Source organism: Blautia sp. AM28-27 (genome assembly GCF_003480905.1).
Lineage (GTDB): Bacteria > Bacillota > Clostridia > Lachnospirales > Lachnospiraceae > Fusicatenibacter > Fusicatenibacter saccharivorans.
Window position 1 is genome coordinate 590,015 of record NZ_QUJK01000001.1, and the last position, 20,313, is coordinate 610,327.

At 46.1% G+C, this 20,313-nt stretch carries 21 protein-coding genes; 20 read left to right on the forward strand and 1 reads right to left on the reverse strand.

Features of this window, described 5'->3' with window-relative positions; genetic code table 11:
* Positions 1-35: 35 nt before the first annotated feature.
* The 16 genes from DW743_RS02890 to DW743_RS02970 all read left to right on the forward strand — a co-directional run bounded on the left by DW743_RS02890 (position 36) and on the right by DW743_RS02970 (position 14,374).
* Complete coding sequence (locus DW743_RS02890; protein WP_055266562.1) at positions 36-884, forward strand: carbohydrate ABC transporter permease; 849 nt, start codon at positions 36-38, stop codon at positions 882-884.
* Positions 885-905: 21 nt separating this feature from the next.
* Positions 906-1,670, forward strand: a complete 765-nt coding sequence (locus DW743_RS02895; protein ID WP_147345087.1) for a carbohydrate ABC transporter permease — start codon at positions 906-908, stop codon at positions 1,668-1,670.
* 16 nt (positions 1,671-1,686) lie between these two features.
* Positions 1,687-2,307: a hypothetical protein gene (locus tag DW743_RS02900; RefSeq protein ID WP_117509085.1), complete on the forward strand. Its 621-nt coding sequence runs from the start codon at positions 1,687-1,689 to the stop codon at positions 2,305-2,307.
* Positions 2,308-2,914: 607 nt separating this feature from the next.
* A complete protein-coding gene (locus DW743_RS02905; protein WP_022463308.1) occupies positions 2,915-3,508 on the forward strand; it encodes a type IV toxin-antitoxin system AbiEi family antitoxin domain-containing protein in 594 nt (197 codons plus the stop codon).
* Between the two features lie 116 nt (positions 3,509-3,624).
* The gene (locus tag DW743_RS02910) at positions 3,625-4,101 is read left to right on the forward strand and encodes an LURP-one-related/scramblase family protein (protein WP_117509084.1); all 477 of its coding nucleotides are present in this window, start codon (positions 3,625-3,627) and stop codon (positions 4,099-4,101) included.
* A gap of 38 nt (positions 4,102-4,139) precedes the next feature.
* The gene (locus tag DW743_RS02915; protein WP_082424435.1) at positions 4,140-4,316 is read left to right on the forward strand and encodes a YccF domain-containing protein; all 177 of its coding nucleotides are present in this window, start codon (positions 4,140-4,142) and stop codon (positions 4,314-4,316) included.
* 201 nt (positions 4,317-4,517) lie between these two features.
* Positions 4,518-5,063 carry a hypothetical protein gene (locus DW743_RS02920; protein WP_117509083.1) on the forward strand — a complete coding sequence of 182 codons (546 nt, stop codon included), beginning with the start codon at positions 4,518-4,520 and terminating at the stop codon, positions 5,061-5,063.
* 153 nt (positions 5,064-5,216) lie between these two features.
* Entirely contained in the window at positions 5,217-5,483 is a 267-nt protein-coding gene (locus DW743_RS02925; protein ID WP_117760388.1) for a hypothetical protein, read from the forward strand.
* A 42-nt stretch (positions 5,484-5,525) separates the two neighbouring features.
* On the forward strand, positions 5,526-6,137 hold the full coding sequence (locus DW743_RS02930; RefSeq protein ID WP_158568529.1) for a phosphotransferase: 612 nt from the start codon (positions 5,526-5,528) through the stop codon (positions 6,135-6,137).
* Between the two features lie 313 nt (positions 6,138-6,450).
* Entirely contained in the window at positions 6,451-8,001 is a 1,551-nt protein-coding gene (locus tag DW743_RS02935) for an ATP-binding cassette domain-containing protein (RefSeq protein ID WP_117760386.1), read from the forward strand.
* Between the two features lie 223 nt (positions 8,002-8,224).
* Entirely contained in the window at positions 8,225-9,514 is a 1,290-nt protein-coding gene (locus DW743_RS02940) for an ATP-binding protein (RefSeq protein WP_117760385.1), read from the forward strand.
* 124 nt (positions 9,515-9,638) lie between these two features.
* Positions 9,639-10,031 carry a hypothetical protein gene (locus DW743_RS02950; protein ID WP_117760384.1) on the forward strand — a complete coding sequence of 131 codons (393 nt, stop codon included), beginning with the start codon at positions 9,639-9,641 and terminating at the stop codon, positions 10,029-10,031.
* A gap of 32 nt (positions 10,032-10,063) precedes the next feature.
* Positions 10,064-11,167 carry a glycerol dehydrogenase gene (locus tag DW743_RS02955; protein WP_117760383.1) on the forward strand — a complete coding sequence of 368 codons (1,104 nt, stop codon included), beginning with the start codon at positions 10,064-10,066 and terminating at the stop codon, positions 11,165-11,167.
* Between the two features lie 259 nt (positions 11,168-11,426).
* Positions 11,427-12,110 (forward strand): response regulator transcription factor, encoded by a 684-nt coding sequence (locus DW743_RS02960; protein ID WP_055218183.1) that lies wholly within the window; start codon positions 11,427-11,429, stop codon positions 12,108-12,110.
* A complete protein-coding gene (locus DW743_RS02965; protein ID WP_242856672.1) occupies positions 12,107-13,705 on the forward strand; it encodes a sensor histidine kinase in 1,599 nt (532 codons plus the stop codon). The genes DW743_RS02960 and DW743_RS02965 overlap by 4 nt, the downstream gene beginning before the upstream one ends.
* Before the next feature lie 120 nt (positions 13,706-13,825).
* Positions 13,826-14,374, forward strand: coding sequence for a TetR/AcrR family transcriptional regulator C-terminal domain-containing protein (locus DW743_RS02970; RefSeq protein ID WP_055226495.1), 549 nt, complete (start codon positions 13,826-13,828; stop codon positions 14,372-14,374).
* A 21-nt stretch (positions 14,375-14,395) separates the two neighbouring features.
* Here the strand turns inward: DW743_RS02970 and DW743_RS02975 are convergent, their stop codons facing one another.
* Positions 14,396-15,418, reverse strand: coding sequence for a hypothetical protein (locus tag DW743_RS02975; protein WP_117760382.1), 1,023 nt, complete (start codon positions 15,416-15,418; stop codon positions 14,396-14,398).
* A gap of 296 nt (positions 15,419-15,714) precedes the next feature.
* Here DW743_RS02975 and DW743_RS02980 point away from each other — a divergent pair, with 296 nt between their 5' ends.
* The 4 genes from DW743_RS02980 to DW743_RS02995 all read left to right on the forward strand — a co-directional run bounded on the left by DW743_RS02980 (position 15,715) and on the right by DW743_RS02995 (position 20,284).
* On the forward strand, positions 15,715-16,515 hold the full coding sequence (locus DW743_RS02980) for a PHP-associated domain-containing protein (protein ID WP_055218178.1): 801 nt from the start codon (positions 15,715-15,717) through the stop codon (positions 16,513-16,515).
* Positions 16,516-16,607: 92 nt separating this feature from the next.
* Positions 16,608-17,780 (forward strand): metallophosphoesterase, encoded by a 1,173-nt coding sequence (locus DW743_RS02985; RefSeq protein ID WP_117760381.1) that lies wholly within the window; start codon positions 16,608-16,610, stop codon positions 17,778-17,780.
* Between the two features lie 387 nt (positions 17,781-18,167).
* Positions 18,168-19,502 carry an aspartate--tRNA(Asn) ligase gene (gene aspS / locus DW743_RS02990; RefSeq protein WP_330418062.1) on the forward strand — a complete coding sequence of 445 codons (1,335 nt, stop codon included), beginning with the start codon at positions 18,168-18,170 and terminating at the stop codon, positions 19,500-19,502.
* Between the two features lie 323 nt (positions 19,503-19,825).
* Positions 19,826-20,284: a cyclase gene (locus tag DW743_RS02995; RefSeq protein ID WP_022463293.1), complete on the forward strand. Its 459-nt coding sequence runs from the start codon at positions 19,826-19,828 to the stop codon at positions 20,282-20,284.
* Positions 20,285-20,313 lie beyond the last annotated feature (29 nt).

A 20,313-nucleotide genomic window follows, 5' to 3' on the forward strand; every position in this document is an offset into this window, starting at 1 on the left:
AAGCTGTCCTTAATCCATGGAATCAGGTATATGAAATGAAAAAACGAAATTTTATTTATATGTGTTTTATCCTTCCAAGTTTTATCGGGATCATGGCTTTTTACATCGTGCCGTTTCTTCTGTCCTTGTATTTTGCAGTGATTGACAACATGATGAACAAGGAATGGGTGGGTCTTAAAAACTTTAAACTGTTATTCGAAAATGAGTTATTCCTTTCAGCACTCCGTAATACCGGAATTTTTTGCGGGATTGCAATACCGCTGGGAATGGCGATTGCTTTGCTTCTGGTACTGGTTTTGAAAAAGCAGAGGAGAGGTCGAATTCTTCTTATCCTGCTCCTGATCCCATTAATCGTTCCATCTGGAACGGTGATTGCTTTCTGGAAATATTTGTTTGAGAGAAATGGTTTTCTGGATGGGTTTTTACAGCTTTTTGGAAAAAACATGTTCGATATTGAGAATTCCAGATGGGCCATTTTGATTATTATCCTGATGTATCTGTGGAAAAATATCAGTTTTTCGATTGTCCTTTTCTGGTCCGGGATAAACTGGATTCCGCAGATCTATCATGAGCAGTGCCAGCTGGATGGAGCTACAGGGCGGCAGGAATTCCAATATATTACATGGATCTTATTAAAACCAACGACGTTAGTTGTGCTGTTGATGTCGATCGTGAATTCTTTTAAGGTTTTTAAAGAGATCTATATGCTGTATGGGGCCTATCCATCACCGTATGTTTATATGCTGCAGCACTATATGAATAACCAGTTTTTGTCACTTAATATGCAGAAATTGTCTGCTGCAGCATGGTGTATGTTTCTCATACTGGGAATCTTTCTGGGCATCATTTATCGGGTCCAGAGGAAGAATCTGGATTATTTGTAAAGATCTTTTGTGGGTGATTTTATGAAAAAGAGATATTCGAATTTTTTCGAAAAGCTGATCTGCATGGGAGCTGTCATTTTGGCAGTCATTCCGTTGTTGTTTGTGGCTGGAAAGTCGGTACAAGTTCCAGAAGAGTATCTTATATTGCTCTTTAAGAGACCTTTGTATTTGCGGATGATGTGGAATTCCCTGATTATTACTATTCCGGTTTTGATTGGACAGCTTTTGCTTGCACCGCTTGCCGCATACGGCTTTTGGCAATGCAGGTGGAAATACAAGGAGATTTTGTTCTATCTTTACATGATTGTCATGCTTATGCCGCTGCCGCTGACTTTAGTGCCAAATTATTTAGTGGCGAATTGGCTGGGCATTCAAAATTCGTCCTTGGCAATTATTCTTCCGGCAATGTTTCAGCCATTGGGGGTATTTCTGATTCGTCAGCAGATACAGGATTTTCCGCAGGAAACGTTAGAAGCAGCCAGACTGGACGGAGCCAGCGAATACAGAATTTATCGTTCCATTGTAAAGCCTAATTTGAGTTCAGCCATTGCTGCTGCATTAATCCTGATTTTTATTGACAATTGGAATATTGTAGACCAGGCGGTCATTTTTTTGAGAGAGCCATATCAGCAGCCGTTATCCGTGTATCTTTGCCAGATTTTAGAGGAACAGCCGGATATCTTTTATGCAGCGTCCGTTTTTTACGCAGTACCAGTTTTATTGATATTCTTAATGGGACAGGACTATTTGATACAGGGAATCAGTATGTCCGGTGTGAAAGCGTAGAGGGGAAGAAAGTACGATGAAGTTCAAAAAAATAAGTATAGGGTTAATCGCTCTGTGGTTTCTGTTTTTAACTGCCGCAACGTTTTGGTCGGTCAAAGAAGAGAACAAAACGCTTCCTTCCGTCTGGACAGAGGAGGCACAGGAAGGCAGCATTGAGTATGAATTTCCAGTTGATTTGGAAGTAAGCGCAGCTGATCAGGCAATTGGCTATATCAGCATGTATGATAACGTTCCGGAATCTTTGCTGCAGGAGGGCAGAGATCTTCTGGTTGGAAAAGTGTGTTCTGTCATTCGAAAGGATGATTTGTATGAGCTTACGGTAGATCTGTATGAAAAACATTCGATTGGTGAAAACGTTGAGGGAAAAATCGAAATCACTTCTGAAGATGTTTTTCCAAAAGTGATCACACGGCAGGCGATTCATGAAGGAGACTTTGGAAAAACGTGTGTCTATTATATTAAGCGTCAGAAGGGAGCCTGGGGGTATGAAAATATTCTGGAAGAAAAAGCTGTGACATGTTTTCCAAATAGAAATTCAGATTTCGTGGTACTTTTATCAGAAGTAGACGAACCGATGGTCGTAAGCACATCAGAACTGACAAATGGAGAACGGGTGAAATTAACAGAAAAAGATTAAGGAAAAGAATACAGCCTCACTACCGGGACTTTCAGGGGTGAGGCTGTTTCATTATGTTCTATGCATGTGCCGATTTATACAGGCTTTAAAACACATTGTCATCCGAATAATGCGTCATGATACCTTTCGCATTGTAGCCCAATATATTCCGTAACTTATCAATTGCATTTGCTTCTATATATTGATTATGCCATAACCGCTTCATAAGAACTACGGTCCTAATCGTAAGAACTGGAAACATTGTGAATGACAATGAAAAATGTACGACTATCACCAAAGCCGGAAGCCTAGAAACAGGAGATGCGACCTTGACCGGCATTTTAATGGCGCTGGTGGCAGGATTTTTCGGTGTGCTGGAAGAAACCGTCCGCAGAAAAAACGCCAGTAATGCGGTGGTAATTTAAAAAATATGGAAACAAGGAACGATATAGCTTAACGGCTATGCCGTTCTTTGTTTTTTACTTAAGTACATGTTAGAAATTCCCTGGTATCTGACAATCACACATTATTTTTGCGTAATTTAATGTGTGTTCGTCGCTTTACAGTTGACAATCACACATTATTTCAATATAATATAATGTGTGATTGTCAAAGAGGGGTGAGAAACATGAATGTTAAGGAGAAAATCGAAGAACTGCGAGAAGCGTCAGAGGACGGTACGATTACCGCAGCGCAAGTAACAGAAGCCGGACTGCACCGCAGCGTTTTACAGAAGTTTGTCAAGAGCGGCGAGATATACCGCTTCGGGCGTGGCCTGTATGTGTGGAGCGACGTATGGGAGGATGATTTCTACCTTTTACAGCGAAAGTATGGGCGCGGAATTTATTCGCACGATACTGCTTTGTATCTGCGGGGCTATTCGGATCGTACCCCGGCAAAATATACGATGACCTTTCCCAAAGGCTACAATGCTTCATCCTTGAAACGGGAAAATCTAATTGTCAAGCGCGTTGTGCCGGAGAACTATGAACTTGGCAGAATTGAAATGAAATCCCCATCCGGCAATCCAATTCGTGTTTACAATTTGGAACGGACGCTGTGTGACATCCTGCGCGGCAGCGGCAGTGATATACAGATTGTCGGAGAAGCTATGAAACGCTATGCAGCATCCAAGGATAAGAACATTCACAGACTGATGCAGTACGCAGATCAGCTTCGTGTGAAGCCAAAGGTGCTGCGATATATGGAGGTTTTGCTATAGACTGTTTCAGACCGAAAAAAATGGGGTCAAAATCGCGGTCGAAAATTAAGGGGAAAAGGAAAAATTTTCCATAAAAAAGTTGATTATCTGATAGAAAAATGAAAAGGGGAGCAGATATGCAGTTACTAATCAAACAACGTGTATTTTCCTGGTCAGACACGTATGATATCTATGACGAGCAGGGGAACCAAAAGTATTTTGTGAAAAATGAATTTATCTCGCTGGGACACCGTCTGCATGTGTACGATGCGGCGCATAATGAAATTGGGTTTATCAAACAGAAATTATTTTGCTTTCTTCCGACTTTCGAAATTGAATGGAACGGGCAGTTAATGGGACATATCGAAAAACGTTTTGCACTGTTCCGCCCCAAATACGATGTAGATTTCATGGGATGGCGTGCAGAAGGTGACTTCATGGGATGGGATTACGATGTATATGAAGCCTGCAGTGCAGTCGTCCACGTACATAAAAAACTTCTGAGCTGGGGTGACATGTATGTCATCGAATATGATAATCCGAGCAATGAAATTCCGGCATTATTACTGGTGCTGGCGATCGATGCGGCAAACTGTTCACAAAATAATGGATAGCTGGCAGTGTCTGGAATGGCGTCAGGGGAGATGCGGATATGAGAACTTTGGGAAATATTCTGTGGTTTATATTTGGAGGCATGTTCGGCGGACTTGCATGGATTTTTGCAGGATGCATCTGGTGTATTACGATTGTTGGAATTCCGTTTGGACGGCAGTTTTTCAAGATGGCAAGGCTTTCGTTTATGCCATTTGGCACGAGTGTAATTGGATAAAAGGTGTATGGAAAAAGATCGGGTTACCGGTCTTTTTCTATGCATATCATGAGGCGGCCATTCCTTTGATGCAAATAGAAACATGATAAAAGTATTGCGCAGCAGAATAAAGTATGATACAATAAATTTACAGAAAAAATAAAGAAACGATAGAATATTCAGTATTAATTAAAAAATCAGGAAACAGAAGGGGGGAAGTTTATGAAGATAAGACAGACAATCTTTTTATTACCTTTGTTTTTGCTGGCGGGCTGCGCATCTGCAGGAGGATCACAGAGCAGAGATCTGGATTTAAAGGAACTCTGTACAGAGGAGCAGGTTTTCCAGTATGCGGATTTTGAATGGGGAACGGATTCGGAACAGCTTTTCAAACAGAGCTTCCTGAAGTTTGATGAAAAAGATCTGGGACAGGGTGATGAGAGCAGCACAAAGACATACGAGAGCAAAGAAAAATTTTCCCTGGAAAATGCAGAATCTAACATGGATCTGGAATTTTCGGACGGTCAGCTGAGTCAGGTTTCCTTTACTTTTGACATCGAACAGGATGCCAATACATGGATTCAGAAAGAAGTAGACGAACTGAATTCTTTATACGGCGGAGGAATTGCAACTGGACTCGGAAATCAGATTTATCAGTGGCAGGGGGAGCAGGATACGGTTCTGCAGCTGACGGCTTTTACGGAAGGGGATGAAAGCGCAACCGTTATCTTAAGCGTGGCATCGATGGAATACTCGATTGGATCATAAAATTGACAGATACGGGCGCATCAGACGGCAATGTCTGGTGCGCCTGCTTTTTTGTGAAAAAACTTTCCAAAGCTTTTAAAAGCCAGAAAGATAGAATGACAAAAGTGTCACAGATGTGATATAGTAGTAGAATAATGTGAAAAAGAGAAGGATTTGACAAAAGAGATGGAGTTAGGAAATTTTCAGAAATCAGTAGATTCAGATGAAATCAAAACAATGGCATTTGAAATCATCGGAGAACCGGTAAAAGCAGTTTCCCGCATCTGCGAGCAGTGGGGCGAGGCGGAAGATGAAGTGCGGGAGTACGATGTGTATGTGATCGAGACAGATGCAGGAAAATATACACTGAAGAAAACCGGCAGCAAAGAAGCGCAGATTTATGTGCAGTATCTGTCAAAAGGAGAGTTTCACGTACCGTAGTATGTCGGCATGCGGCAGGCAGAGGATGCGGACTGGATCTGCATGAAGTATGTAGAAGGAAACGACATGCGGGATATGACGGACGAGACAACAGAAAAAGCGGCAGAAACCTTAAGTAAAATTCAGTCGTATTTCTGGACACCGTCGATGGACAAAGCGCCGGAAAATGAAGTGGAGCAGAGATTTGTCGAATACTGGAAACGCGTTCTGCGCCGAGCATCGTCCGTAGTGGATGATCCAATTCTGCGGAAAGCGTATCAGATGTTCCTGGACCGCCAGCTGATCTGTCCATGTACGATGTCAAACGGTGATTTCCTGCAGTGGAATGTGATCTATGACGGCGAAAATGTTGTCATGATTGACTGGGGATTTGGTGGAATGATGCCGTATTCTCTGGACATTGCAAGATTCCTGGCACATGCGACCGAGACACGGAGTACTTTCCCGTTCTACATGAACGATGCACAGAAAGAGCTGTTTCTGGATCGGATGTATGAAGCGTTAAAGACAAAGATTTCACGCGAACAGTTCAATCTGGATGTGAAGCTGGCCACGCTGAATGAGTATATCGAGTTTGTGGAAGCAGAAGAGGACGAAGACGGCTGGTATCTGGAACATGCACAGGCGCTGGCAGAGGAACTTCTCAATTTGTAAAAAAACGGATTGCATTTATCTGTAAGTTGTCCTATAATAGGGAACAGAAAATAAAAAGAAAGAGCACCATTGGTGTAAAGGTGAGGGAATGTTTCTGCGATAATCGACTTTAAGAAAAACACAAAGAACGGGCAGCCTGGAAAACAGGCCTGTTTTTCGTGTACGCTTAAAGACGAGAATCGCTGAATCATCTCCCTTTTTTATGAGAATAGAACAGGGATATTTTTTTGCGGGTCTGTTTTGCGTACGCAGGGCAGGCTCGTTTTGCGTAAAAAAGCAGAAAAGAGGCTGCCGGAGCAAAGGGGACTTCTGTATGATGCAGATAAAAAAATTAACACTGACACATAAAAAAGATCTGCGGGTGATTCTCGAAGATTTTCAGCTTGTACTGAATGACGGTGATAAGGCCGTTATCATTGGAGAGGAGGGAAACGGAAAATCGACGCTGCTGAAGTGGATGTACGATCCCGCACTGACGGAAGATTACATCGAATCCACAGGCGAGCGCATCATCGGAAAGGAGCGGCTTGGATATCTGCCGCAGGAACTTCCGGAGGCGGAGAAAACGAAGACGGTGTATGAGTATTTCTATGAAAAAGAAAAGTTCTGGGATCAGACACCGAAGGATCTGGCGGTGCTGGCAAGAAAATTTGGTCTGACGGAAGAATTTTTCTACCGGGATCAGCAGATGAGTGAGCTTTCCGGCGGCGAGAAGGTGAAAGCGCAGATGATGCGTCTTCTCATGGAGGATGCCACGGTCCTTCTGCTGGATGAGCCGTCAAATGATATTGATCTTGCGACACTGGAACTTCTGGAGAAACTGATCCGCGAATGGGAGCATATTGTTGTTTTCATTTCGCACGATGAAACGCTGATTGAAAACACGGCAAATATGGTCATTCATATTGAACAGATTGTGCGGAAGACAAAATCGAGATACACGGTTGCGAAACTTCCCTATCGGACGTATGTAGAGGAGCGCCTGCAGAATTTCGAGCGCCAGGAACAGAAGGCGCAGAGTGACAGGAGAGAGAAAGCGCTGCGCGATGAGAAATACCGAAAGGTATACCAGAGCGTGCAGAACGCCTTGAGCAACTGTTCCCGTCAGGCACCGTCCGTGGCGAAAAATCTGAAGGACAAAATGCATACCGTAAAGGCGATGAACCGCAGATTTGAAAAAGAAGATGCCCGCATGACAGAAATGCCGGAGCAGGAGGAAGCGATTTACTTCCAGCTTGGAGGAGCAGAGGCAGCCATGCCCGCCGGGAAAACGGTCATCGAATATCAGCTTCCGAAACTGGAAACGCCGGATGGGGAGCGGGTTCTGGCGGAAAATATCACCTTAAAGATAAGAGGACCGGAAAAAATATGCATTGTCGGCCCGAACGGGGCAGGCAAGACAACACTGCTGAAAAAGATTGCGGCAGAGCTGAAAGAACGGGAGGATCTCCGCGTAGATTACATGCCGCAGAACTACGAGGATCAGCTGGATTTTTCCATGACGCCGGTCGATTTTCTGGATTCCACCGGGGAGAAGAGTGAGAGGACGAAGATACGAACGTATCTTGGGTCGCTGAAGTACACGGCAGACGAGATGGATCACCCCATCCGCGAACTGTCCGGCGGCCAGAAGGCAAAAGTATTGCTTCTGAAAATGAGCCTTGGCAATGCCAATGTGCTGATTCTGGATGAACCAACCCGAAACTTTTCACCCTTATCGGGACCGGTCATAAGAAAAATGCTCCGCGAATTTCCAGGCGCCATCATCAGCATTTCGCATGACAGGAAGTATATCGGAGAGGTGTGCGGGAAGGAGTATCTGCTGGAAAAAGACGGACTCAGACTGATCAGAGAAGAAAAATAAAAATATTCGATAACGAAAAATACGACGGTGGCTGGCCGTCGTATTTTTCCGTAGAGAGATTATGTTTGTCTTAAGAGAAGGTTTCGCAGCAGATTCTGTTCCGGTGAAGTCGGGAAAAATGTTGATTTTATATTGAATTAAGTCGGGAAAAATGTTAAATTAGGGTAAGAATAACACAGGAAAAATGTGAAATAATAAAAAAGAGAAATGGAGGAAGATCAGCATGCGTCGATTTGCAATGGATAAACTATTAGACTGGAAGAAAAAAAGTAACAGAAAACCACTGATTTTAATGGGAGCCCGGCAGGTTGGTAAAACGTGGTTAATGAAAGAATTTGGTAAGACATATTATGAAAAAACCGCCTACATTTCTTTTTACAATAATCAGAGAATGCAGGCGGTTTTCGATACGGATTTCGATATAAAACGTATTATTATGAACCTCAATATTGAATCAGGTGTAGCGATTACCCCAGAGAATACATTGATTGTTCTGGATGAAATTCAAAATGCACCGAAAGCGTTGGAATCTTTGAAATATTTTTGCGAAGAAGCACCGGAATATCATGTAATAGCAGCAGGTTCACTTCTTGGCGTGGCGCTTCATGAGGGAATATCCTATCCGGTGGGAAAAGTAGATTTACTGGATTTATATCCATTCAATTTTAGAGAATTCCTGTGCGCTATGGACGAAGAAGGGCTGGAAAGTGCATTGGAAACAAAGGATTACAATTTAATTGACAATTTTGCGGATAAATATTTGTTCTGGCTGAAAAATTATTATTATACAGGCGGCATGCCAGCAGTTGTAGATGCATTTCGCTTGAATAAAGATTATGCAGAAGTACGACAGATACAGAGTGATATTGTACGGCAGTATGAGGGTGATTTTGGAAAGCATATTGAAGCAAAAGTTCTCCCAAGAATACGAATGGTATGGGATTCTATTCCGATGCAGCTGGCGAAGGAGAATAAAAAATTTTTCTTTGGACAGATAAAGAAAGGAGCCAGAAGCAGCGAATTTGAAATAGCAATTCAGTGGCTTCTGGATTGTGGATTAGTATATAAAGTCAACCGGGTAAATGAGCCTCATATGCCGCTGAAGGCGTATAAAAATATGAATGCATATAAATTATTCGTACTGGATGTAGGACTGCTCGGAGCAATGAGTGAACTGCCAGCAGAATCCATATTGGAGGGGAACGATATTTTTGTTGAATTTAAAGGCGCGCTTACAGAACAGTACGTTCTGCAGCAGTTGATTTCAGATACCCCTTATACGCCATATTATTATGGAAATGAAAAAGCAACTTTCGAGCAGGATTTTCTGATTCAGAAGGCAAAGAGTATTGTGCCGATTGAAGTAAAGGCGGAACAGAACATTCGATCCCATAGTCTTAAAACATATTGCGAAAAGTTCCAGCCGGAAGAAGCAGTTCGATTTTCAACATTGAAGTATAAAGAGCAGGAGCGGATGGTAAATATACCATTATACGCTGTTTGCAACTTATAAATTAAAACAGCTATAAATCCCACGAAAGAAGGTGATCCCCATGCCATTTAAAATCATCCGAAACGACATCACAAAAGTTCATGCCGATGCGATCGTCAACACAGCCAACCCTTAGCCAATTTATGTGAAAACGTATCAGAGGGGCGGTTACTTTAATCAAAGCCAGACATTCCACCCGTTTTACCAGCCGGAGCAGATCAAAAAGGAAGAACTGGACAAAATTCTCGAAGCCGACAGCATCGCTGATGACAGCACAATCCAGAATGCTTTTTACGATGCCCCGACAGTTGTCTATCTGTTTGCACCGTATACCTACCCAAACGACGCACAGGACTGCTGCGTTGCAAAATCATTTACGATCAGGCAGAATAAACCGAAAAATCCCGGGAAATATGTGAACTTCCTGGGTGCTTTTTGGATGGAAATATTCTTGCAATTTTACAGCACAGTTATTATAATAAAGACAAGTTCTGCAGTAAACTCGTTTTTCGCAGAAAACGCCAGAAGCGGAGGATGACGTTCAAAAAACAAAAAAGGAGCGTAAGAGAAATGGCAAAAATTTTAATCAGCCCTTCCAAATATTTACAGGGCGCAGGGGAAATGAAAAACATCGGAACATATGCTGCAAAATGCGGAAAGAAAGCACTGGTTCTGATCAGCCAGGGAGGCTACAGACGGATCGGAACAATGATCGAAGAAAGCTTTGCGGGAAGCGACTGCAACGTTGTTTTTGATTATTTCAACGGCGAGTGCTGTGAGAGTGAGATCAACCGTCTGGTTGCTATCGTGAAAGAAAAAGGCTGTGATCTGGTCATCGGTGTCGGCGGAGGCAAAATTTTTGATACCGCAAAAGCAGTTGCCTACTACGCAGAAAAACCAGTATTCATCTGCCCGACCATCGCATCGACCGATGCACCGTGCAGCGCACTGTCTGTTGTATACACAGAAGAGGGTGTATTCGAGAAATACCTCTTCCTTCCGGCAAACCCGAACCTGGTTCTGATGGACACCGACATCATCGTAAAATCTCCAGTCCGCCTGACCGTAGCCGGAATGGGTGATGCACTTGCCACCTATTTTGAAGCAAGAGCCTGCCAGAGAAGCGGAGCTACTTCCTGCGCCGGTGGAAAAACAACCGAGGCAGCGATGGCACTCGCGAAACTCTGCTTTGACACTCTGATGGAAGAAGGTGTAAAAGCCAAAATCGCTCTTGAAGCCGGCGTATGCACCCCGGCAGTCGAGAAAGTCATCGAGGCCAACACCCTCCTTTCCGGAATCGGTTTTGAAAGCGCAGGCCTCGCAGGAGCCCACGCCATCCACAACGGCTTCACCGTACTCGAAGAGTGCCATCACATGTACCACGGTGAAAAAGTAGCCTTCGGAACCCTGACTCAGCTCGTCCTGGAAAACGTACCGCTCGATGAACTCGAAGACATCATCTTATGGTGCATCGAAGTCGGTCTCCCAGTCACCTTGGCTGAACTCGGTGCCGGAAACGTAACCGACGACCAGCTCATGGAAGTAGCCAAAACCGCATGCGCAGAGACCGACACCCTCCACAACATGCCATTCGAAGTAACCCCGGAGACCGTCTTCGCCGCCATTAAAGCAGCCGACGCCTACGGTAGATACTATCTCGACGAAGAAGAATAACCCGTATGAAAAAAGATCTCCTGCCAACCCCAGGAGATCTTTTTTCATACCCAAATTTAATCAATACAAAAAATAGAAGTTTCCAACTCCCTTTCTATATGTTAAAATAAACTCACCCCATTTCACAGAAAAAACATAAACCCATGTTAAAGTAAAATGGTAAAAATATCAAACATAAAAACATAACGAGATCAGGAAAAAGCACGAGCGGGCAGGCAGCCGGGCGTTTTCCGTCCGTCATATAAAGGAGACAAAACTCATGGAAAAATTAAAAATCCTAGTAGTAGACGACGAAAGCCGCATGCGCAAACTCGTCAAAGATTTCTTAGTAAAAGCCGGATACGACGTCATCGAAGCCGGTGACGGCGAACAGGCCGTAGACACCTTCTACGCCCAGAAAGACATCGCCCTCATCATCCTCGACGTTATGATGCCCAAAATGGACGGCTGGCAGGTCTGCCGCGAAATCCGCCAGAACTCCAAAGTCCCGATCATCATGCTCACCGCCAAAAGCGAAGAACGCGATGAACTCCTCGGCTTTGACCTCGGCGTAGACGAATACATCTCAAAACCATTCTCCCCGAAAATCCTCGTCGCCCGCGTCGAAGCCATCCTGCGCCGCAGCGGCAAAACCGGCGAAGACGACGTATTAGAAGCCGGCGGCATCCGCATCGACAAAGCCGCCCACATGGCATCCATCGACGGAAAACCGATGGAGTTAAGCTATAAAGAATTCGAACTCCTCACCTACTTCCTCGAAAACCAGGGAATCGCCCTCTCCAGAGAAAAAATCCTGAACAACGTCTGGAACTACGACTACTACGGCGACGCCCGCACCATCGACACCCACGTCAAAAAACTTCGCAGCAAAATGGGAGACAAAGGCGATTTAATCAAGACCATCTGGGGCATGGGCTATAAATTCGAGGCGGACGAATCATGAACGGAACAGAAAAACAAAATGAGACTTCCATGGAGATGCCTGCAGAAGATTCCCGTGTGACAATGGGAAACCAGACGGAGAAAAAGCACCGGTTTCACTTGAAAATGCCACAAAAGGGAAGAAAACACTCCGTCAAAAAACGAATTGCCTACACTTTTATTGCGACCATGGCAGCTACCCTGCTTATCATCGGCCTGATCAATTACTTCTTTCTCGGGTCCTTTTATATCCGGGATAAAGAACACATTCTGGCAGAGAGCTTTCAGAAACTGAATGCGACAGGCGGAGACAGCGACAATATCCCTGATACCTTCGAGCAGTTCTGCGCTACCAACAACCTGAAAGTCATTATTACCGGACCGGAGCTCAGCAGCTTCGTCTATTCCAACGCAACCGACCGCCAGAGCCTCCAGACCCTGATCTTCGGCCTGATCAGCGGAAATGAGCAGGCAAATACCAAAGTCGTTGACAGCAAAGACAACTATCAGATCCAGAAATTCTACGACAGCCACGCCGATGCCGAGTATCTGCAGATCATCGGCTGGTTTGACAATGGAAATTGCTACTTTGCAAGATGCCCGCTGGAGAGCATCACGGATGCGGTCGGCCTTTCCAACCAGTTTTACCTCTTTATCGGCATTCCGATCATCATCATCGGTGCCATTGTGATCTGGATCATCACCCGCCAGATCGTCCGTCCGGTGCAGGAGCTGACTGAAATTTCGAAAAAAATGGCAGCCCTTGACTTCGATGCCCGCTACGTGAGCGGCGGAAAAGACGAGATCGGCGAGCTTGGAAACAACTTCAATGTCATGTCCGAACAGCTTGAGCAGGCGATTTCCGAGCTGAAAAGTGCGAACGTTGAGCTGCAGAAAGATATTGACAAAAAAACGCAGATTGATGAAATGCGCCGCGAGTTCCTCTCAAATGTCACACATGAGCTGAAAACCCCGATCGCTCTGATTCAGGGTTATGCGGAAGGCCTGAAAGACAACATCAACGACGATGAGGAAAGCCGCGAGTTCTACTGTGATGTCATCATCGACGAGGCGGCAAAGATGAACGAGATGGTCAAAAAACTCCTGAACCTGAACCAACTCGAGTTCGGTGAGGATCAGGTCAATATGGAACGGTTCGATCTGAACGCCGTGATCATAGGTGTGCTGCAGTCCTCCGACATCCTGATCCGCCAGAAAGAGGCAAAAGTGCTCTTTACCGGCGGCGACCCGCTCTATGTCTGGGGCGATGAATTCAAAGTCGAGGAGGTTATCACCAACTATCTGACGAATGCCCTCAACCATCTGGACTACGACCACACGATTGAGATCACCTGCAAAAAAGAAGGGAATGTCGTAAAGACAACCGTTTTCAATACCGGGGACCCGATCCCGGAGGAGGATCTCGACAAGGTATGGGTGAAATTCTTCAAGGTGGACAAAGCGAGAACAAGGGAATACGGCGGAAGCGGCATCGGCCTTTCCATCGTAAAAGCCATTATGGATTCCTTCCAGCAGCAGTGCGGCTGCCAGAATTACGACAACGGTGTGGCATTCTGGTTCACACTGGAGGCAGATGGAAAAACGGAAGAAGCATGATTGCAAAAAGCGTGCCAGAAAAAGGAAATACAGCCTTTTCCTGGTGCGCTTTTCTTGCATAAAGGAAAAAGATGGTGTAGAATAATAGCACAAACGGTCGAAAAGAGAGGGAGAGAAGAGATGGCGGATTCCAACAGTACAAAGAGTGCGCTTGCAGATGCGATGAAAAAATTGATGGTACGCAAGTCTTTTGCGAAAATCAGTATTTCAGATCTCTGCGAGGAATGCGGTCTGAACCGGAAAAGCTTTTATTATCATTTTAAAGATAAATACGATCTGGTAAACTGGATCTTTTATGTGGACTTTCTGACAAACATGGGCGGAAAGAACTTTGAGAATGAATGGGATGTGCTGGTGGCGGTCTGCAATATTTTCTATCAGAATAAAGCATTTTACCAGAGTGCCCTGAGGATCGAAGGGCAGAACAGTTTTAAGGATTACTTTTACGAGATGCTCGAGCCGGTCATGGCGTTTTTTGTACAGGATCTCTTTCAGGTACAGAATCAGAAACTGTTTGTAACGTTCTTCTGTGATGCCTTCCTGACCGCGGTTCTGCGCTGGTTTTCCATGGAAAGCGAGCTGGAACCGGAAACGTTTGTCGAAGAACTGAAAGAAGTGATATACAGATCATCAGAAAAAATAGCAGCCAAAGCGGAACCAAAGAAATAAAATTCCGCTTTGGCTGTACTTTTATGCATCTGCGAGCAGTTCACGGTAAAATATATTCCGAAGAGACAACTCTTCAAAGGAAACGGTGGGCGTATCGAGTGTGCGGGCCATGTGATCCGGCAGAAGCAGCAGATACGCCGGATTGGCGGTGATAATCTGCTCAATTTTGCGGGAGTCTTCCTGCACTTCGATCGGGAAGAATGGCTGTATGGGGGTGAAACGGTACTGTTGAACAACATCGGAAACAGCCCGGATACTTTCTTTTGAGCACGAATCATCTGCGACCAGAAAGAAAAAGACACTCTGTTCCATCTGGGAATACAGGTGGTCAAAAGAGAGCAGATAAGCGGCAGCATCTGCATCCTGATAGACTTTGTGCATACCGAACAGCGTTTTCTGACGGCGCAGGGCTTTTGCCATGGAAACCGTTGAGGGGGCATCAATTGGAAGAGAAACCATCAGGTTCGGGCAGGATAAAAGCAGTTTCTGCTGTTTTTCGGTAAGCGGCGTATCGGAAAGAAACCAAAGAAACGCGCATTCCGGATGCGACTGGATGACGGCAAGGTAGGATTCCATATCCTCATGATGATCCATGGAGCGGAGCTGATAAGAGTAGATGCCGTATGTCAGACCGGTTCTGACCACGGATGCAAAAAACGAGGAATCGTAAGTGTCCGGGATGCGGCTGTCGAGACGGAGCTTGACAACCCAGGGAACAGCAAAGGAAAGTTCTTTCTGCTTCTGGCGCAGAATCTGCGCACCGTAGGTAAAACTGTTGTAGCCGATGTTGATGCCGAACTGACGAAGCGCTTCCGGATCGTTGCTGCGCAGCAGAAAGTCGATCGCCTGATAATACGGGCTTTCATCGTTGCGCAGAAGATCCTGAAAAATGGCAAAAATCTGATTCTGAAAGCGGCCGCGGGAAAACTGGCGGCCAAGATCGCAGAGCTTGCGGACGCTGCGTTTCGGATCTGCGTCCATCTCCACCATCGCGCGTGCAACTGTTGTGTCGATCAGTGCGCGGGTGATGTCCTGTGAATTCATAATGTGTTCCTCCGATCAAGTAAAATAAGCTGTTTTTATCATAGCAAAAAGAACACGGTAAAAACAGGGACAAAGAACAGGAATTGTCTAAAAACTGCATTCCTTAAGGAAAATTTACCAGATCTTCAGAAGAAATTTCTTTTTCTTTTGTGGAAAAAGTGGTAAAATAAAGTTAGATGGTACAAACTATCGATTCTGCCGCGCCAAAAACGCGGCGGAACCATCCGAAACGATTCCAGAAAAATAGGAAAAACGAAATGGTTTTCGAACATGGAAGATAAAAGGAGGCGTTTTGCATGAAATTTGATATGCACTGCCACACAAAAGAGGGTTCGATGGATGGAAAAGTCATGATTGAGGAGTACATCCGAACACTGAAACGAAAAGGATTTGGAGGAATGTTGGTATCCGACCACGATTCCTATGACGGATACCGCGAGTGGAAGAATGCCATCAAGGGAAGAGCACACCAGGATTTTGTGGTATTAAAAGGTGTTGAGTACGATACGTGCGACTGCGGCCACATTCTTGTGATTATGCCGTTCGGCGTAAAATTAAAAATTCTGGAGCTGCGCGGCCTGCCGGGATCGATCCTTGTCAAGATCGTCCATGCGTACGGCGGAATTTTAGGACCGGCGCATCCGTACGGCGAAAAATTTATGAGCATGATCAGCACGAATGAACGGAAGAAAAAGTATCAGCAGCGGATTGCCCAGCTTCTCCCGCAGTTCGATTTTGTTGAAATTTTCAATGCGTGTGAAAGCGCGGAGACGAACGCAAAAGCGAAACGGCTGGCGGAGAAATTCAATAAGCCCGGCTTTGGTGGAAGCGATGCGCACCGGCTGGACTGCATCGGAAAAGCGTACACCGAGCTGCCGGATACTATCAGAAGTGAGGATGATCTGATCGCCTACGTAAAAACGTGCCCGCAGATCGAATGCGGCGGCGAACATTACAACGGAACGACGAAAGACCGGATCGGCCGCCTGAACATGGTGCTTGTGGATTCGTTCTATTTCTACAACAAACTTGCAAATGGCTGGCGCTGGCGGAAGCGGAGACGTGAGCTGTTTGATATCATAGAGAAAAAACTCTGATGAATGCCTGGCAAAAAGCGTGCCGGAAACGTTTCGTTCGGCACGCTTTTTCCTGCCCTGTATTTGAATCGAAAAAGAGAGGAAACATACGTATGCTTGCAATATTTCTTGCGCCGGTCTACATACTGGCAAATGTATTTACCGCCTACTGGCTGCTGCGGTGGATGAAGGAGGTGCATCCTCTGTTCCGCCATCCGGCCGTGCTGGGTGTCATTTTGGTGCTGTATGCATTTTTTGCACTTTCCCTGCTGACGAGCTTTCTGATCAAAAGAGATCCCGTTCACCGGATTTTAAAGGTCATCAGCAACTGCTGGCTCGGCATGTATCTGTATTTTCTTGGCTTCACCGCGATTCTGGTGCTGCTGCGCTTCATTTTTGCGCATACGGTACTGACGAAAACTTGGCTGTATTCTCCGATGGGATTGAAAGCGGTCGGCCTTGGCGCGATCCTTTTTGTGACGGGAATGTGCATCTATGGAATGGTGCATGCAGTCCATATTTACACGACACGATATGAGGTTCCATCGAAAAAGGATGCACATCTGAAAATTGCGCTCGTCGCAGATCTTCATCTGGGGTACAGCATCGGCAGTCATCAGATGGAAGAGATGGTGGAAAAAATCAACGCTGAGGAGCCGGATGTCGTTGTGATTGCCGGGGATATTTTTGATAATGAGTACGATGCCATCTATGAGCCGGACCGCGTGGCGGATCTTCTGGCGGGCTTAAAGAGCCGGTACGGCACGTACGCCTGCTACGGCAACCACGATCTCGATGAGAAGATTCTCGCGGGCTTTACGTTTGAGACGAAGGAGGAGCGCGTCGCCGACCGCCGGTTCGGTGAGTTCCTGGACCGCGCGAAGATTCATCTGCTGGAGGATGATGTGGTTTGTATCGATGATGCCTTTTATCTGGCGGGCCGAAAAGATCCCGACCGGATCCGCAAAACGCAGGAGACACGCGACACGCCGTCCGAACTGCTTACCGGACTGGACCAGTCGCTTCCAGTTTTTGTGATTGACCACCAGCCGTCGGAGCTGACCGAGCTGGCAGAGGCAGGCGCAGACCTTGATCTTGGCGGCCATACGCATGACGGACAGCTCTTCCCAGGAAATATCCTTACCGGCCTGATGTGGGAGAATGCCTGCGGGATGAAGAAAGTCGGAGACATGTACAGCATCGTCACATCCGGCGTGGGTCTCTGGGGACCGCCGATGCGGATCGGGACGAAAGCGGAAGTGGTGATCATCAATTACGGAAAATAAGGGTTGACAAAACCGGAACGCAGAATTATAATACAACAAAACTACGAAACAGAGGTTATCAACGATGAACGAGATGCACAGCGTACAGATGCACAGGGACGACGATTGATAGCGCTTGTATCAAAGTGAAGACTACTATACTTCACAGGTACAGGCGCTGATTGTGTTGTACCTGTGTGGAAGATAAGGCAAAGGGAAACCACACTGGGAGAAAAAGAAATACCCCGTGTGGTTTTTCTTTGCCATTTTTTATCCATGCGGGAATGACTTGAAATTTACATCAGAGAAGGGTTGTGATCGTATGGGACATACAGATTATGTCCATATGGATTTTCTGCTGATTTTGCGGCGATAAAGAAAAATCAGAACAGAAAGGCAGAAAAGACTATGAAGACAGAAATGAATACCGTAAAAGTAAGAAAAACAGAGGAACTCGAAGCAGAGCAGTTAGGAGCACACATCGGCGAAATCGTGCGGCTGCATGGAAGCATTTACAAAATCCGAAAAATGAGCTCATTTGCATTTGTGCTGCTTCGGACGAAACGGCAGATGGTACAGTGCGTGTACGAGCCGGCGTATGCCCGGTTTGCATTGGAGGAATTAAAAGAAGAGGCGTGTGTCCGGTTTACCGCGGAGGTGATCCGTGAAGAGCGTTCCAGAAGCGGGTATGACCTGCATCTGTTAGACGTGGAAATCCTCTCCGAGCCGGAAGAAGTACCGCCGGTTGTCATCAACCAGAAGCGGGTCAACACTTCCATCGAGAACCTGCTGGACTATCGCCCAATTACGCTGCGCAACGAAAAAGAGCGCGCGATTTTCCAGATCCAGGCAAAGATCTGTCAGGCGTTCCGCGAATTTCTGGATGGACAGCACTTCACCGAAATCCACACACCGAAGCTCGTAGCGGCGGGAGCCGAGGGCGGAGCTAATATCTTCTCTTTGTCGTATTTCGGCGAACAGGCATATCTGGCGCAGAGCCCGCAGTTTTACAAGCAGATGATGGTCGGCGTCTTCGAGCGTGTCTACGAGATCGCACCGGTCTTCCGGGCGGAGAAGCACGACACGGCGCGTCATCTGAACGAATATACAAGCGTGGACTTTGAGATGGGCTATATCGAGAATTTTGAGGACATCATGGCGATGGAGCAGGAAATGCTGCGGTACACATTTGGACGGCTGCAGGAGACATGCGGAGCGGAGCTTTCGCTTTTAAAAGCAGAGGTGCCGGTGATCACGGAGATTCCGAGAATCCGTTTTTCCGAGGCGAAAGAGCTGGTGAGCCGCGTATACAAAAGAGCCTTTTCGGAGAAACTGGACTTTGAACCGGAGGAGGAAAAACTGCTGTGCGAATACGTGAAGAAAACGACAGGCAGTGACTTCGTATTTGTGACACATTATCCAAGCGCCAAGCGCCCGTTCTACGCGATGGACAGCAGAGAAAACCCGGCAGAGACGGAAAGCTTTGACCTTCTGTTCCGCGGCCTTGAAGTGACGACCGGCGGCCAGCGCATCCACAATTACCGGGAGCAGGTGGAAAAGATCGAAAGCCGCGGCATGCATGTGGAAGCGTTTGAGAGCTATCTAATGATGCACCGCTGCGGCATGCCTCCGCACGGCGGTCTCGGTCTTGGGCTGGAGCGGTTTACGGCACGGCTTCTCGGATTTGAAAATGTGCGGAACGCATCCCTGTTTCCAAGAGACATTCACCGTCTGATTCCGTAAACCAGAAGAGTGTAAAAAACTCCGGCGAAGCTGTGGCGCAGATCCACGGGCTTAGCCGGAGTTTCATAAGATTTCCCTCCCTTTTGAAAGATAGCGTAACCGTTTGGATATTTCTATTATACACCAGGGGAGTGAAAATGACAAATTGTTTATTGCAGATAGGATTGCTGTATAAAAGTCAGAATTTTTGCAGAAATGAGCCTTGTAAAGCGTCCGAAAATAGGCTATACTAAACAAGGTTTGGCTGCCGGCAGAATCTGGCAGTATCGGCAAATATTGGAAAAAAGAAAGACGGGAGTTTCCCGGTTTGAGGATAGGAAAATATGAAATTATATGACATTTCCGGAGAGCAGTTTTCCGCAATGGACGCGCCGCGTCATCTGATGACGGAGGAAGGAACGGCGCAGACGACGCTCGATCGGTCACTTGGCATCTGTCAGGTGGCGGAGCTTGAGGGAAAAGTGACAAGAGAAGTGCTCGAGGAGGTCATGGAAGAGGACTGTGAACGTCTTCTGATCCGCGGCGATGCGCAGATTACACGCGATGGGGCAGATTACCTGGCAGAGAAAAAATTGGTGCTGCTCGGTGTGGAGCAGGAAACTGTCGGAAATGAGACATCGGGGAATGATGTTCATCAGCAGCTGCTGAAAAAAGGTACGGTGATTGTCGAAAATCTGAATCTGGAGAAAGTGACCTCGGGTCATTATTTTCTTGTGGCTGCTCCGGTCAAAAAGAAACACCAGTACGGCGGACCGATCCGCGCGGTTCTGATCGAAAATTAGAAAATGCTTTGTGTGAATCTGAAAATGCA

Excerpts from the sequence above, each read along its gene's own strand:
- DW743_RS02890 (WP_055266562.1), top strand. The coding sequence starts at position 36 with ATGAAAAAACGAAATTTTATTTATATGTGTTTTATCCTTCCAAGTTTT.
- DW743_RS02895 (WP_147345087.1), top strand. The coding sequence starts at position 906 with ATGAAAAAGAGATATTCGAATTTTTTCGAAAAGCTGATCTGCATGGGA.
- DW743_RS02900 (WP_117509085.1), top strand. The coding sequence starts at position 1,687 with ATGAAGTTCAAAAAAATAAGTATAGGGTTAATCGCTCTGTGGTTTCTG.
- DW743_RS02905 (WP_022463308.1), top strand. The coding sequence starts at position 2,915 with ATGAATGTTAAGGAGAAAATCGAAGAACTGCGAGAAGCGTCAGAGGAC.
- DW743_RS02910 (WP_117509084.1), top strand. The coding sequence starts at position 3,625 with ATGCAGTTACTAATCAAACAACGTGTATTTTCCTGGTCAGACACGTAT.
- DW743_RS02915 (WP_082424435.1), top strand. The coding sequence starts at position 4,140 with ATGAGAACTTTGGGAAATATTCTGTGGTTTATATTTGGAGGCATGTTC.
- DW743_RS02920 (WP_117509083.1), top strand. The coding sequence starts at position 4,518 with ATGAAGATAAGACAGACAATCTTTTTATTACCTTTGTTTTTGCTGGCG.
- DW743_RS02930 (WP_158568529.1), top strand. The coding sequence starts at position 5,526 with ATGAAGTATGTAGAAGGAAACGACATGCGGGATATGACGGACGAGACA.
- DW743_RS02935 (WP_117760386.1), top strand. The coding sequence starts at position 6,451 with ATGATGCAGATAAAAAAATTAACACTGACACATAAAAAAGATCTGCGG.
- DW743_RS02940 (WP_117760385.1), top strand. The coding sequence starts at position 8,225 with ATGCGTCGATTTGCAATGGATAAACTATTAGACTGGAAGAAAAAAAGT.
- DW743_RS02955 (WP_117760383.1), top strand. The coding sequence starts at position 10,064 with ATGGCAAAAATTTTAATCAGCCCTTCCAAATATTTACAGGGCGCAGGG.
- DW743_RS02960 (WP_055218183.1), top strand. The coding sequence starts at position 11,427 with ATGGAAAAATTAAAAATCCTAGTAGTAGACGACGAAAGCCGCATGCGC.
- DW743_RS02965 (WP_242856672.1), top strand. The coding sequence starts at position 12,107 with ATGAACGGAACAGAAAAACAAAATGAGACTTCCATGGAGATGCCTGCA.
- DW743_RS02970 (WP_055226495.1), top strand. The coding sequence starts at position 13,826 with ATGGCGGATTCCAACAGTACAAAGAGTGCGCTTGCAGATGCGATGAAA.
- DW743_RS02975 (WP_117760382.1), bottom strand. The coding sequence starts at position 15,418 with ATGAATTCACAGGACATCACCCGCGCACTGATCGACACAACAGTTGCA.
- DW743_RS02980 (WP_055218178.1), top strand. The coding sequence starts at position 15,715 with ATGAAATTTGATATGCACTGCCACACAAAAGAGGGTTCGATGGATGGA.
- DW743_RS02985 (WP_117760381.1), top strand. The coding sequence starts at position 16,608 with ATGCTTGCAATATTTCTTGCGCCGGTCTACATACTGGCAAATGTATTT.
- aspS (WP_330418062.1), top strand. The coding sequence starts at position 18,168 with ATGAAGACAGAAATGAATACCGTAAAAGTAAGAAAAACAGAGGAACTC.
- DW743_RS02995 (WP_022463293.1), top strand. The coding sequence starts at position 19,826 with ATGAAATTATATGACATTTCCGGAGAGCAGTTTTCCGCAATGGACGCG.